Annotated in this window: 14 protein-coding genes; 5 read left to right on the top strand and 9 right to left on the bottom strand. The window is 70.4% G+C overall.

Annotation, left to right across the window (positions count from 1 at the left end):
• Nucleotides 1-48: 48 nt before the first annotated feature.
• Nucleotides 49-1,524: a regulator gene (locus GA0115242_RS18460; protein ID WP_093829813.1), complete on the bottom strand. Its 1,476-nt coding sequence runs from the start codon at nucleotides 1,522-1,524 to the stop codon at nucleotides 49-51.
• Nucleotides 1,525-1,760: 236 nt separating this feature from the next.
• On the opposite strand from GA0115242_RS18460, the gene lipB reads away from it, so the two are divergent.
• The 4 genes from lipB (at nucleotide 1,761) to GA0115242_RS18440 (ending at nucleotide 5,039) form a co-directional block, all read left to right on the top strand.
• A complete protein-coding gene (gene lipB, locus GA0115242_RS18455; protein ID WP_093829811.1) occupies nucleotides 1,761-2,600 on the top strand; it encodes a lipoyl(octanoyl) transferase LipB in 840 nt (279 codons plus the stop codon).
• A 134-nt stretch (nucleotides 2,601-2,734) separates the two neighbouring features.
• Complete coding sequence (gene lipA, locus GA0115242_RS18450) at nucleotides 2,735-3,700, top strand: lipoyl synthase (protein ID WP_093829809.1); 966 nt, start codon at nucleotides 2,735-2,737, stop codon at nucleotides 3,698-3,700.
• 336 nt (nucleotides 3,701-4,036) lie between these two features.
• Nucleotides 4,037-4,267: an SCO2195 family GlnR-regulated protein gene (locus GA0115242_RS18445; protein WP_093829807.1), complete on the top strand. Its 231-nt coding sequence runs from the start codon at nucleotides 4,037-4,039 to the stop codon at nucleotides 4,265-4,267.
• Between the two features lie 70 nt (nucleotides 4,268-4,337).
• Nucleotides 4,338-5,039 (top strand): DUF4191 domain-containing protein, encoded by a 702-nt coding sequence (locus tag GA0115242_RS18440; protein ID WP_093829805.1) that lies wholly within the window; start codon nucleotides 4,338-4,340, stop codon nucleotides 5,037-5,039.
• Between the two features lie 118 nt (nucleotides 5,040-5,157).
• On the opposite strand, the gene GA0115242_RS18435 is transcribed toward GA0115242_RS18440, so the two are convergent.
• Nucleotides 5,158-5,625, bottom strand: coding sequence for an RDD family protein (locus GA0115242_RS18435; protein ID WP_093829803.1), 468 nt, complete (start codon nucleotides 5,623-5,625; stop codon nucleotides 5,158-5,160).
• Nucleotides 5,626-5,822: 197 nt separating this feature from the next.
• Between GA0115242_RS18435 and glnA the strand changes: the two genes are divergently transcribed.
• Nucleotides 5,823-7,232: a type I glutamate--ammonia ligase gene (glnA, locus tag GA0115242_RS18430; RefSeq protein ID WP_093829801.1), complete on the top strand. Its 1,410-nt coding sequence runs from the start codon at nucleotides 5,823-5,825 to the stop codon at nucleotides 7,230-7,232.
• Nucleotides 7,233-7,336: 104 nt separating this feature from the next.
• Here glnA and GA0115242_RS18425 read toward each other — a convergent pair whose 3' ends face one another.
• The 7 genes from GA0115242_RS18425 to GA0115242_RS18395 form a co-directional block, all read right to left on the bottom strand.
• Nucleotides 7,337-8,578: a tyrosine-type recombinase/integrase gene (locus GA0115242_RS18425; RefSeq protein ID WP_093829799.1), complete on the bottom strand. Its 1,242-nt coding sequence runs from the start codon at nucleotides 8,576-8,578 to the stop codon at nucleotides 7,337-7,339.
• Between the two features lie 91 nt (nucleotides 8,579-8,669).
• A complete protein-coding gene (locus tag GA0115242_RS18420) occupies nucleotides 8,670-8,900 on the bottom strand; it encodes a helix-turn-helix domain-containing protein (protein ID WP_093829797.1) in 231 nt (76 codons plus the stop codon).
• 472 nt (nucleotides 8,901-9,372) lie between these two features.
• Nucleotides 9,373-10,848 (bottom strand): ATP-binding protein, encoded by a 1,476-nt coding sequence (locus GA0115242_RS18415; RefSeq protein WP_093829795.1) that lies wholly within the window; start codon nucleotides 10,846-10,848, stop codon nucleotides 9,373-9,375.
• Nucleotides 10,849-10,850: 2 nt separating this feature from the next.
• On the bottom strand, nucleotides 10,851-11,699 hold the full coding sequence (locus GA0115242_RS18410) for a DNA primase (RefSeq protein ID WP_093829793.1): 849 nt from the start codon (nucleotides 11,697-11,699) through the stop codon (nucleotides 10,851-10,853).
• A complete protein-coding gene (locus GA0115242_RS18405; protein WP_093829791.1) occupies nucleotides 11,696-12,430 on the bottom strand; it encodes a DNA cytosine methyltransferase in 735 nt (244 codons plus the stop codon). Before GA0115242_RS18405 ends, GA0115242_RS18410 begins: the two co-directional genes overlap by 4 nt.
• 87 nt (nucleotides 12,431-12,517) lie before the next feature.
• Nucleotides 12,518-12,814: a hypothetical protein gene (locus GA0115242_RS18400; RefSeq protein WP_093829789.1), complete on the bottom strand. Its 297-nt coding sequence runs from the start codon at nucleotides 12,812-12,814 to the stop codon at nucleotides 12,518-12,520.
• A gap of 14 nt (nucleotides 12,815-12,828) precedes the next feature.
• Nucleotides 12,829-13,293, bottom strand: coding sequence for a hypothetical protein (locus tag GA0115242_RS18395; protein ID WP_093829787.1), 465 nt, complete (start codon nucleotides 13,291-13,293; stop codon nucleotides 12,829-12,831).
• Between the last annotated feature and the right edge of the window lie 149 nt (nucleotides 13,294-13,442).

The following is a 13,442-nucleotide window of genomic DNA, read 5'->3' as shown; positions in this document are numbered from 1 at the left end:
CCGCGCCACCGCTCCCCCGCGTCAGCGCCCGCGCTCGCGCTCGTGCCGTCAGCCCAGGGCCGCCACGCGGTCTCGGTAGCCGCGGACCGGGGCCGCGTCCTTGTACGGCTCCAGGCGGCGTTCGAAGTCCCTGACGTACTCGACGGCCCGGACCGAGCGCATCTCGGCGGCCTGGCCCGCCGCCTCCGCGCCGAGCTGGCAGGCCTGGTCGAGTTCGCCGAGGCCGAGGCGGGCGGTGGCCAGCACCACCCGACAGAACAGCCTGCTGCGGGCGAACGCGGGCGCGCGCAGTTGCAGGGAGCGTTCGGCGTGCTGGGCGGCCGCGCGGAACTGCTGGAGGTCGCGGTGGCAGTGCCCGAACTCGTCGGCGAGCTGCGCCTCGTCGAAGAAGCGCGCCCAGTACGGCACCTCGTCCCCGGTGCGGGACGTCTCCAGGGCGCGTTCGGCGCGGACCAGGGACGCGGTGCAGCTGCGCACCTCGCCGAGCACCCCGTGCCCGCGCGCCTCCACCGCGTGCAGCAGCGCCTGCACCACCGGCGGCGCGTTGGTCCCCACGCCCTGCTGCGCGACCCGGGCGAGCTGGACGGCCTCCCGCCCGTGCCCGAGGTAGACGGCCTGCCTGCTCATCGTGAGCAGCACGTAGGAGCCGTACGCCCGGTCCCCGGCCGCCTGGGCGAGCCGCAGGGACTGCACGAAGTACCGCTGCGCGAGCCCGTGCGCGGCGATGTCGTACGACGTCCAGCCGACCAGCCGGGTCAGGTCGGCGACCGCGCCGAAGAGGCGGCGGCCGGTCTGCTCGCCGTAGGCGCCGCGCAGCATCGGCTCGCACTCGTGCTCCAGGTAGCGCACGAGGGCCTGGCGGGCGTGGCCGCCGCCGTACATGTCGTCCAGGGTGCGGAAGAGTTCGCCGACGGAGCGCAGCGCGGCGATGTCGCCGCCGGTGACCCGCTGGCCGGGGCCTCGGTCGCCCGGGGGCCGCGGGCGGTGCGGGGGCCCGCCGGTCTCGGACGGCACCGGCGTCCGTACGGTGCCGGGGCGGCCCTGCGCGGGCACCCTGACGAGCGGCTCGCCGTGCGCCACCTTGTCGTCGGGCCTGCCGATCAGCCAGTCCCGGCTGGGCACCACGAGCCCGGCCGGGGTGAAGGCGATCTTGCGCAGCTCGGCGTGGCTGCCGGAGTCCTTGCGCCAGAGGCCGCTGACGATGTCGACGGCCTCCTCGGGCGTACCGGCGAACTCCAGGCCCGCGTAGACGGGCGCGCAGGCGTCCAGGCCGAGGTCCTGGGCGGTGAGCCGGCGGCCGAGGCGGCGGGTGAAGACCTCGGCGATCAGGGCGGGGGTGGTGCCGCGGGGCTGCTGACCGCGCAGCCAGCGGGTGACGGAGGTCTTGTCGTATCTGAGGTCGAGTCCGTGCTCCAGGCCGAGCTGGTCGACCCGACGGGCCAGACCCGCGTTGGAGAAGCCCGCTTCTGCGATGAGCGCGGCGAGCTGGCGGTTGGGAGTGCGCTGCGCGGGTCGTTCCGTCATCGGCGGTGCGGTCTCCTGCCCTCCGGACACCTGAAGTGCCGGGATTGCCTGTGAGCAGCCCTTTTGGGCTCACGAACGGCGCGAATGTAGCGGAGAGTGCACGGACCGTCGCACACTTCCCCGCCCATTCATCCGATCGTGTGAGGATTGATCCCAGGGCTGACGTCCCCCGTCCGGACGTACAGTGGCGTGGCGGGTCACAGACCTGGCACCGGTTCACCGAGGAGGCGCTTGCCGTGAGTGGGTTGCGGTTCGTCCGCATGGGGTTCGGCGCGGACGCCGTCGAGTACCAGGAGGCGTGGGACGAGCAACGCCGGGTGCACGCGGCCCGGTTCACCGACGAGGTGCCCGACACCGTGCTGCTCCTCGAACACCCCCCGGTGTACACGGCGGGCCGCCGCACCGCGGACGGCGAGCGCCCGCTCGACGGCACCCCGGTCGTGGACGTCGACCGCGGCGGCAAGATCACCTGGCACGGCCCGGGGCAGCTGGTGGGCTACCCGATCCAGAAGCTGCCCCGCCCGGTGGACGTGGTCGCGCACGTGCGCCGTCTGGAGGAGGCGCTGATCCGCACCTGCGCCGAGTACGGCCTGGAGACCAGCCGGGTCGAGGGCCGCAGCGGGGTGTGGGTGCTCGGCGACCCGGTCGAGGACCGCCCGTCGCTCGGCGGGCTCTCCCTCGACTTCGACCCGCGGCTGACGGACGACGAGTTCGACCCCCGGCTCGACGGCCCCGACTACGCCCCGTCCAACGCGGGCCAGCGGCGCGAGGACCGCAAGATCGCGGCGATCGGCATCCGCGTCGCCAAGGGCGTCACCATGCACGGCTTCGCCCTGAACGTGAACCCGGACAACCGCTGGTTCGACCGGATCATCCCGTGCGGCATCCGGGACGCCGGGGTGGCGTCCCTCGCGAACGAACTGGGCCGCGACATCACCGTCGAGGAGGTGCTCCCCGTGGTGGAGCGCCATCTGCGGGACGTGCTGGAGAACGCGGACCCGAAACCGCGCGAGATCGACAGGACGACGGCGGAGCGGGCCCCGGACGTGGTCGCGAGCGGCTCGTCCGGGGCCTGAGGAGAGGGCCCCGCGGGGCCGTGGCGGGGAACCGGGGCGCCGACCCCGGCGGTGGGCCGAGCACCACCTCCAACCCCCCGAATCGACGGGCGTACCCTTGGGATCGCCGAAGAATCAATCGCTAGGGAGCGGTCGTGTCCGCAGTCTCACCCGACGGACGCAAGATGCTGCGCCTGGAGGTCCGCAACAGCCAGACCCCCATCGAGCGCAAGCCCGAGTGGATCAAGACCCGGGCGAAAATGGGACCCGAGTACACGAAGATGCAGGCGCTCGTGAAGAGCGAGGGCCTGCACACGGTCTGCCAGGAAGCCGGCTGCCCGAACATCTACGAGTGCTGGGAGGACCGCGAGGCGACCTTCCTGATCGGCGGCGACCAGTGCACCCGCCGCTGCGACTTCTGCCAGATCGACACCGGCAAGCCCGAGGCCCTCGACCGTGACGAGCCCCGCCGGGTCGGCGAGTCCGTCGTCACGATGGACCTCAACTACGCCACCATCACCGGCGTCGCCCGCGACGACCTGGCCGACGGCGGCGCCTGGCTCTACGCGGAGACCGTCCGCCAGATCCACGAGCAGACCGCGGGCCGCGAGGCGGGCCGCACCAAGGTCGAGCTGCTGGCCCCCGACTTCAACGCGGTGCCCGAGCAGCTCGCCGAGGTCTTCTCGTCCCGCCCCGAGGTGTTCGCGCACAACGTGGAGACGGTGCCGCGGATCTTCAAGCGCATCCGCCCCGGCTTCCGCTACGACCGCTCCCTGAAGGTCATCACGGCCGCCCGGGACGAGGGCCTGGTCACCAAGTCGAACCTGATCCTCGGCATGGGCGAGACCCGCGAGGAGATCAGCGAGGCGCTGCGCCAGCTGCACGAGGCGGGCTGCGAGCTGATCACCATCACGCAGTACCTGCGCCCGACCGTGCGACACCACCCCGTCGAGCGGTGGGTCAAGCCGCACGAGTTCGTGGAGCTGAAGGACGAGGCCGAGCAGATCGGCTTCTCCGGCGTGATGTCGGGACCGCTGGTGCGCTCCTCGTACCGCGCGGGCCGCCTCTACCAGATGGCGGTCGAGAAGCGCGGCACGTACATCGCGGCCCAGGCGGTCTGACGGCGGCACCGCCCCACCCCCGGGCACCCGCTCGCCCCGGGCCCGGGGCGCCGCCGTCCCGGGCCCGGGGCCGCCGCGCTCGGGGCCCCGGGGCAGTCGTGCTCGGGGCCCGGCCCGTGTGAAGTCCCGCACAAGAAGCTACCGAACAGTAAGAGCCGCACCGGCGCGGTCCTGACCGTCCCCGCAGTTGAGGGGGTCCGTCAGGGCCGCGTCAGCCTTTCGGCCCCGCGCGTCAAGGTTTCATTCCTGTTTGACCGGTCGGTCACGCCCTGGTAACACCGATCAGTGACGCTGGACTCACGCCACGTACACCCACACCCAGAGGGGACTCCCGCCATGCAGGCCGCGCCCGTTCGCGCCACCGCCATCCCGTCCGTCACCGACGCCCTGCGGGCCGTCGAGTCCCTGCTGATGAGCGGTGGCCAGCGCACCGCCCGCCGCAACGCGTGGACGTCCGTCCTGGAGGACCGCCGCCGCGCCAAGGACCGCGTCGAGGCCCAGCGCGTCATCGACGAGAGCCTGGACACCCCCCTCTCCCCCGCCGCGCCCTTCGCCACGCGCCCCTGAGACGGTCCCGCACCCCCTCCGCGGGGCACTGCCGTCGATCCCGCTCGCGCGGCCACGTAGACTTCTGCGCATGGCGAGGAAGGAAACCGCAGCGGACGCTGCGAACCCCGGGCGACTGAAGCAGATCGCCCTGACCTACAAGATGACCCGCAAGGCCGACAAGAAGATCGGTCTTGTACTCGCGGCTGTCGGAATCGTCACCTTCGGTGTCTTCCTCGCGATCGGTTTCTTGATCGGTCACCCCATCTATCTGGGCATCCTGGGCCTGTTCCTCGCGCTGCTGGCGACGGCGATCGTGTTCGGACGCCGGGCCGAGCGGGCCGCCTTCGGGCAGATGGAGGGCCAGCCCGGCGCCGCTGCGGCCGTGCTGGACAACATCGGACGAGGCTGGGCCACGACCCCCGCGGTGGCGATGAACCGCAGCCAGGACGTGGTCCACCGGGCGGTCGGCAAGGCGGGCATCGTCCTGGTGGCCGAGGGCAACCCGAACCGGGTCAAGAGCCTGCTGGCGGCCGAGAAGAAGAAGATGAACCGCATCGTGGCGGACGTACCGGTGCACGACGTCATCGTCGGCACGGGCGAGGGCCAGGTCCCGCTGAAGAAGGTGCGGACGACGATGCTGAAGTTCCCCCGCGTCCTCACCGGCCCGCAGGTCACGGCGACCAACGACCGGCTGCGCGCGATGGGCGACCTCATGAGCAACATGCCCCTGCCGAAGGGCCCCATGCCCAAGGGGATGAAGCTCCCCAAGGGCGGCCCGAAGGCCCGCTGACGGCGAGCGCACCCAGGCGAACGCGAAGGGGCCGTCCGGATCACTCCGGGCGGCCCCTTCCCCATGTCGTCGTCTCCCCGCCGTCGCGCCCCGGTGACGGCTTCCGGCCCCCGCCGGGTCAGATCCGGACCTCGACGGTGCGGGCGAGGCGGTCGTGGAGGCCGCGGCCGTCGCGGTCCCAGACCAGGGCGGGGACGGCGAGGCAGAGCAGGGCGGTGCGCAGCAGGGCCCGTCCCGGGTGGACGCGGCCGGTCTCCTGGCCGACCACCCGCAGGCCGAGGAGGCGCTTGCCGGGCGTGAAGCCGAGGGTGCCGACGGTCAGCACGCCCATCGCGAAGAAGACGAGCAGCGCCCAGTTGCCGGTGGCCTGCTGGTAGCCGTCCGTGATGAGGCCGTATGCGATCAGCAGGCACAGGCCCCAGTCGACGGCGAGCGCGCCGATCCGGCGGCCCGGACGGGCGATCGAGCCGGGGCCCTCCTCGGGCAGCCCGAGCTGTTCACCCCGGTATCCGAAGTCGACACCGGCGCTCTCGGCGGCGGCGCGGGGGCCGGACAGCCACGACCCAACTGCTTCCCTCTTGTCCACCCGTCCACCGTACTGCCCGCGTTTCGGGGTAGGGACAGTCGGGGTAACCGGGACCCGGTCCGGTTAACTTGTGCGAAACAAATGGGTCACGCCAGAGAAATCACGCGTCCCTAGGGTCGGGCACAGCGTGTGCCACCGCACTGGCCGCACGAACGAACTACCACCCCGGCGGGACGGTCGGGAGTAGGAGGAGCTGGATGTTCCAGAACGCCGACGAGGCCAAGAAGTTCATCGCGGACGAGGAGGTCAAGTTCGTCGACGTCCGCTTCTGCGACCTGCCGGGTGTGATGCAGCACTTCACGATCCCGGCCGAGGCCTTCGACCCGGCCGAGGAGCTCGCGTTCGACGGCTCCTCGATCCGCGGCTTCCAGGCCATCCACGAGTCCGACATGGCGCTCCGCGCCGACCTGTCCACCGCGCGCGTCGACCCCTTCCGCCGCGACAAGACGGTCAACATCAACTTCTTCATCCACGACCCGATCACGGGCGAGCAGTACTCCCGTGACCCGCGCAACGTGGCGAAGAAGGCCGAGGCCTACCTGACGTCCACCGGCATCGCCGACACCGCGTACTTCGGTCCCGAGGCGGAGTTCTACGTCTTCGACTCGGTGCGCTTCTCGACCAGCGCGAACGAGTCCTTCTACCACATCGACTCCGAGGCGGGCGCCTGGAACACCGGCGCCGTCGAGAACAACCGCGGTTACAAGGTCCGCTACAAGGGCGGCTACTTCCCGACCCCGCCGGTCGACCACTTCGCCGACCTCCGCGCGGAGATCTCCCTCGAACTGGCCAAGTCCGGCCTCGAGGTCGAGCGCCAGCACCACGAGGTGGGCACCGCGGGCCAGGCGGAGATCAACTACAAGTTCAACACGCTGCTCGCCGCGGCCGACGACCTCCAGCTCTTCAAGTACATCGTGAAGAACGTGGCCTGGCGCAACGGCAAGACGGCGACCTTCATGCCGAAGCCGATCTTCGGCGACAACGGCTCGGGCATGCACGTCCACCAGTCGCTGTGGGCCGGCGGCTCGCCCCTCTTCTACGACGAGGCCGGGTACGCGGGCCTGTCGGACACCGCCCGCTACTACATCGGCGGCATCCTCAAGCACGCCCCGTCGCTGCTCGCCTTCACCAACCCGACGGTGAACTCCTACCACCGCCTGGTCCCGGGCTTCGAGGCGCCGGTCAACCTGGTGTACTCGCAGCGCAACCGGTCCGCCGCGATGCGCATCCCGATCACCGGCTCGAACCCGAAGGCCAAGCGTGTCGAGTTCCGGGCGCCCGACTCCTCCGGCAACCCGTACCTCGCCTTCTCGGCGCTGCTGATGGCCGGTCTGGACGGCGTCAAGAACAAGATCGAGCCCGCCGAGCCGATCGACAAGGACCTCTACGAGCTGGCCCCCGAGGAGCATGCGGGCGTCGCCCAGGTCCCGACCTCGCTCCCGGCCGTCCTGGACCGCCTGGAGGCCGACCACGAGTTCCTGCTCGCGGGCGACGTCTTCACGTCGGACCTGATCGAGACGTGGATCGACTACAAGCGCACGAACGAGATCGCCCCGCTCCAGCTCCGCCCGCACCCGCACGAGTTCGAGCTGTACTTCGACGTGTGATATCGCCCCAGGTCACAGCGGGTTTCTGATCCCCTGGGCCGTGTGTGGGCCGTCGGCCGTGCTCTTCCCACTCCGGGAAGCGCACGGCCGGCGGCCTTTTGCGCTCAGGATCCGGGAGACACTCCCTTGCCGAACACGGAGTCGATGGCCCGGCGCGCCCGGTCCCTGCTGTTCGGCATCAGGTGTGTGTACGTCCGCAGCGTGAACCCTGGGTCTGAGTGGCCGAGGTATTCGGCCAGGGCCTTGATGTTCTCTCCGGAGTCCAGCAGGACCGACGCGTAGTAGTGCCGCAAGGCGTGCATGCCGTGCTCACGCGACGGTTTGAACCGCTCCCCCGGCACCCGTTCCGGAATGACGCCGCCAGTAATCAAGGCGGGCTTCCACAGGTACATGTTGAAGTAGTTCCTGTTGAGTGCCTTGCGCTCCCGCGAGTAGAACAGCAATTTCGATGTGACCGGCGGGCCGTCAGGGGTCTTCCACGGCAGAGTGACGTCGATAGGGGGCCGACGGGTGATGTGCGCGGCGAGCGCATCCGACACCACGTCGGGCAGTGGCACGTCTCGCAGCTTGCCGCCCTTGGGAGGAGCGAACACCATCTGCGGACCGACCAGCTTGACCTGCCGTGCGATGTGCAGCACTCCCCCGTCGAAGTCGACTTCATCAACGGCCAGCCCGAAGATCTCACCTTGCCGCAAACCGCACCCGGCACCGAGGTCCACCGTCGTCGCGTACTGCTCCGGGAGTCCGCCGCGAACAGCCACCACTCGATCACGCGTCCACGGCTTGATTTTCCGAGGGGCAAGCTTGGGTGCTCGGACGGAACCCGCACGGCACGGATTGCGGGAGATGATGCCGTCGTCCACGGCCGCGCCGAACACGGCGGAGACGTTGGCAAACACGGTCCGCTGATATGACGCTGCCATTCCGGAGTCCATGAGGGCCCGCGCCCACGTGCGGATATGGGTGGGCTGGAATGCGGTCATGGAGCGCGAACCGATGTACGGAAAGGCGTGCAGCCGAAACCGCAACTCCATGTTCACGATGGTGGAAGGGTCCGTGGTCTGAGACGCCAGCCACGCCGTAGCGAAGTCTTTGAACGTCACCTTGCCCGCCGACGGGTCGACGTACTGCCCGCGCGACATGTCCGTCTCAATGGCGCTAAGCCACTGCTCGGCAAGTCGCTTCTTGCCGTCGGAGAAGCTCTTGGACTTCTCGGTTCCGTCGGGGCCGATGTACCGGGCCCGGTAGCGCATGCCGGTGCCGTGGCGGTCGGTCTTGACGCGGACGGTCTTGCCGGCGGAGTTGGTCTCGGTCTTGAACCAGCGGTCTTGGATGTGGCCTGCCATGCGGCGACGGTCCTCTCAACACGCAGCAGGGAGAGCCGCCGGTGAGCGGCTCTCCCTGCTGTCTGCGGTGGGTGTTGGGTCAGGCGGCGTTTTAGTCGGTGCTCTTGCGTGCGGCGACGTGCGCGAGCACGTCGGCGGGGTCGTAGCGGATGTACTTGCCGATGCGGAATCCGGGCGGCCCCATGCGCTTCCGGCGCCACTGGTAGACGGTCTCTTTGGGCACCTCGAAGATCTCGGCAATGTCATCGGGGGTCAGGTAGCGGTCCGGCAACCCGCCGCGAAGCGTGGCGCGCGGGTCCGACTGTGCATGTGCGGTACTCATGGCGTGTCCTCCGTGCGCGGGCGAGGGTCCTGTTTCAGGGGGCGCGCCTGTCCGAGGCTCGGATTTCTGCGTCATTGCGTCATCAGCGTCATTCAGGCTTCTGACCTGCTGTTTTATGTGACGCAGTGGTTCAGGCGTGCGTCATGGGTGCGTCATGGGCTGCGTCATTCGCGACGCAGCCCATGACGCAGATGACGCAGGATGACGCAGACTCCGCCGTCTGCGTCATGGCTGTAGCCGCAGGTCAGCGGCCGTTTTTTCGTCTGCATGACGCAGATGACGCAGCGTCTTCCCTCTTAGGACAAAAGAGGGGCGTCTGTGGTGGTTCAGTGCGGCTCAGGGCGTGAAGAAGGGGCCGCTTCGCGGCGCGTCCTTGGGGCGGCGCGCTGCGCCGAACAAGCAAGAGGAGCACGCCTCCGCCTCCCCCCGCCGGTGGTGCTCCTCTTGCTTGTCCGAGCGAGCGCGGCGAGGGTCAGAGCATCCGCTGTTGCTCGTGTGGGGGCGCGGTGGCCAGGCGGGTCATTTCGAGATAGCGGCCCTCGCTGGTGCGGCCCGAGTCGATGACGACGCCACGCGCGGACAGGGTCGGCTGGAGACGCTTGAGCCGGTCGGAGAGGACTTTGCCCGTGGTCGGCCACCCCTTGGGCAGGGCACGCAGATCCTCGCCGCTGTAGAGGCGGCTCAGGCAGTGCAGCCACTCGGTGGACGTCATCCGCTGCGCCGTACCCGGCTCGATGGTGTCGGCATGCCGAAGGACGGTCTGTGCCAGCAGGTCACCCTCGATCACGTCGTCGTTCAGGTCGTCCAGGCTGGCCCGGTAGGCGGTGAGCGCCCCGAGTCCCGTGGCTGCATCGAGCTGTGCGCACAGGCGGGCGAAGTCCGCCATGCGCAGGTCGGTGGGGGTCTCCGCCTCCACCGCGCGGACCTTGACGGTCAGGTCCAGGAGCGAGCCGAGGACGACGGGCAGCGCCTCCTCGTAGTCCGCCCACAGTTCCGCCTCGGTGCGCCTCACGCGGGGCCGTTCCAGGCGCAGCGGCAGCAGCCGTTCGGCGAGGTCGGGGCGGATGACGCCAACGTCGATGCCGGTCAGGAGCAGGGGGCGGCGGTAGCCGACGCGGAAGACGTCCCCGTCGGTGAACAGGGCGCGCTTGACGCTCTCGATGCCGGTGACGATGCAGCACATCGCGTCGGACAGGTCCGGCGTCATGTGGGAGAGGTTGTCCAGGGCGGTGACCCATCCGGCCGCAACGGCCGCTACCAGGTTCTCCTCATCCTTCGGGGCCCGGCGCAGGTCACCGCTCATGCCCTCGATGATCCGCACGAGCATCCGGCCGCCGGTGGACTTTCCCGCGCCCTGCGGCCCGGTGAGGAACGGCGCAGGGACGGGCACAGACGGCCCCAGACAGCCGATCAACCACGCGATGGCCAGGCACTCGGTTTCCGCGTTGGCGAAGTTGCACAGCCTCAGCAGGAGATCGATGCCCTTGCCGTCGGTGTCCTTGGCCGGCAACGGGAGTTCGCCGGTGAGCTGGGTGCGCCGCCAGCACACTTCACGCGGGTCCGGGGTGAGCACGTCCCATCCGGCGGGGTGGATACGGACGGACTTCCCGTCATCGCGGCCCAGGTCCAGCCACGTCGCCCCGTCGAATCCGGGGGCGACGCGGATGTGAACGGGCTGTACGTCCTCCGTCAGTGCGAGCGCTTCGATCAGGTCCAACGCCTCCTTCAATGCGGTGCCGTTGAACACGCCGACCCCGTCCTTGAACAGGCCGACCATGAGTTCCTGGCGGTGGCTTCCCGTCGTGCCCTGGGAGCGGATGGGACGGGCCACGGGATGGCCATTCTTCTGCGCGTACACGGTCCCGTCGGCGGTGCGGAAGTAGCGGAAGTGCGCCTGCGCGTAGTCGGCAATGACAGCGCGGGCGGGGTTCTTCTCGTCCTCGGACATGGTCACAGTCCCAACGTGGTCAGGGCGTTGGTCCACGCGTCGGTGCAGTGGCGGGGGGATTCGCCCTTGGCCTGCGCGGCGGTGAACAGCCGCGCGACATGGGCGTCGGTGAGGCAGCCGCACCGGCCGTGCGTCGACAACACGGCGAGGAAGGTGCGGTACACGGTGGCGTGCACGGCGCTGCGCGCCTCGGTGATGCGCTGCTCTGCCATGGCGATTCCCCGGTCCAGATAGGTGGGCGTGCGGTGCCTGCACTCGCCCCCATGGCCCCTCAGAGGCACTGTGAGGCTCTGTGGCGCCCTGCGGGCCGGGGACGGCTCCTTTACCGCCAGCGCGCGCACAGCGTCCGGGAGAGGAGCCGTGACGCCCGTGCCGTTTCCGAGCCAACGGGCGTACGCCATAAGGGATTTGATGTCGACGCCGGGGCGGACGGCGTTCACGGATCGCATGGCGCCCTGGTAGATCCAGTGCTCCCCCCGCGTCGTCGGCACGGTCCGTGTCGCGGGCAGGGTGGCACGGGCCCAGGCGACGGCCGCCGCGTCGTCCAGGTCGACGACGGTCACGCCGGCGCCGCCGGGGTGGTAGGCAACGGCGGCGGCCCGACGCCACGCCGTCCCCCACGCCGGGGAGGTGAGAACGTGCGGGTCGGTGGTAGCGGCGGCCCAAGCGTGGCAGACGCCGGGGCACCGGCAGGGGCCGGGCGTCTTCATGTTCGGCCGTCCCCCGCACGCGTTGCTGGCGCAGTCCGGGCAGTTACCGAACGGCACCTTCCCCGCCCGCAGGGGCAGGGGCGGGATGCCGTGTGTGGCCAGCGTGAGCGCGGTGTCCAGCAGGGTCGCGGCGGCGGTCACGCGGCCACCCCCAGGGCGGGGGCGAGCTGGGCGAGCGCGGCCGTGCCGATGTGCTCGGTGTAGGCGGGCGGGATCGCTTCGGTGAGTTCCTCGCGGACGTCGGTCCACGTGATCCCCATGGCGGTCTGGAGTTCCGGGACGGTCGGCTTGCCCCCGCCGTTGCCGTACGCCGCGACATACGGGCCGTCGAAGTACTCGCCGTGGCGCCACCCGCGCACCCTGCCCCGATGTGGGACGTGCGCCGGTTGCTCGATGGTCCAGCCGCCCAACTCGAAGTTGCGGTGGCGGATGACTCCGAGTCCGAACATCTCGCCGCACAGGGTGAGGTCTTTACGGATCTTCGCGCGGCCGTTGGGCTGCTCGATCACGTACGGCAAACCGGTCTCGTCGAGCAGGGCGCGCGTCGGCGCGACCAGGTCGACGTGGGTACGGCCCCACCCTCGGGAGGTGTTGGTGCCTACCGTCAGGGCGCATCCGTGCTGGCACGGCGGCGAGGCGTGCACGAACGCGTACCGGCGGATCTCGCCCGACGCGATCAGGGCGGCGAGGTAGGTGAGGGCGTCGCCCCGGTGGTAGGGGAAGGGGTAGTTCGGGCGGTCGGCGACGTCGCAGCCGTCCACGTCGAACCCCGCACGGTGGTAGCCGGTCGCGGCCCCACCGGCGCACGAGAACAGGTCCAGTAAGCGCGGCCGACGGCCGGGCACTCGCCGGAAGAGAGCGGGTTGCGTCATGCTGGGAGACCTCCAACAGGTCTGTAGTGGGCTGGTTGGCAAGGGCGGTCCCGGACTTTGGCGAGACGGGGGCCGCCCTTGGCGTAGCTAGGGGTGGGCGGGGTGCGGGGGCGTGTCGGGCGCGAAGGTGACGGTCATGGCGCCGCTGGTGGGGTGCCAGCCGTGGACGGGGATGCGCTGTTCGTGGTGGCGCTGGTCGCGGCGGTCGCAGATCAGCCGCCCGTCGGCCGTGAGTGCCCATGCGGGATCGGAGCCGTAGGCGGTGGTCAGGTCGGCGAAGGCGTCGTCACGAGTGGGGTAGTGGGCGCCGTACTCGCTGTCGGTGTTGCGTCGTCCGCAGAGGTCGCAGACGGCGATGACGCAGATGATCGTTTCGAGTGCCATCGGACGTTCTCCTGTCAGCCGTAGAACTTGTTGCGCTTGATGACGGCTTTGCGGATGTTGACCGTGGTTGCGGCGCCGTGGCGGTTGGAGCCGAGCATCTGCACGGCGATCCATCCGCCGAAGATGACGGCGGCGAGGGTGATGAGCTGGGCGGCCAGCGCGGCCAGCGCGGTGACGAACGCGGTGAGCATCAGCAGTCCGCCGCACACAGCGAGGAACCCGACGCCCCCGAGGGCGACGTTCACCGCCGTCCGGGACACGGCCAGCTTGGCGGCCACTGGTTCGGGCTGCGCGGCGGGGATGGCGTAGCCGGTGACGACGCGCCCGTCCGGGAGGACGACGCTTGCGACCGCCGGGACGGCGTGCGGTTGCACGGGAACGGGGGGCGCCGGGTACGGCACGGCGGGGGTGATCGGGGTGGGCTGGTGGACCTCGACGGCCCGCACGGCGGGCCCGTTGCCGGTGCGCTCGGGGTACATGCGGAATCCCTTCCGGTGCTTGTCGGGGGAGGCAGGGACACCCCCTGTCGGGGGCGTTGCGGAGGGGGTTTCAGGGGCGCTGACCTGCGCGCCTCCCCGCCTCCCCGCCTCCCCGATCGGGTGTTTTCGCTGATCAACGCGGGGGAGGC

Origin of the sequence: Streptomyces sp. SolWspMP-5a-2, assembly GCF_900091845.1 — a bacterium.
GTDB classification, from domain to species: domain Bacteria; phylum Actinomycetota; class Actinomycetes; order Streptomycetales; family Streptomycetaceae; genus Streptomyces; species Streptomyces doudnae.
This window is presented reverse-complemented; position numbering and strand designations above follow the sequence as displayed.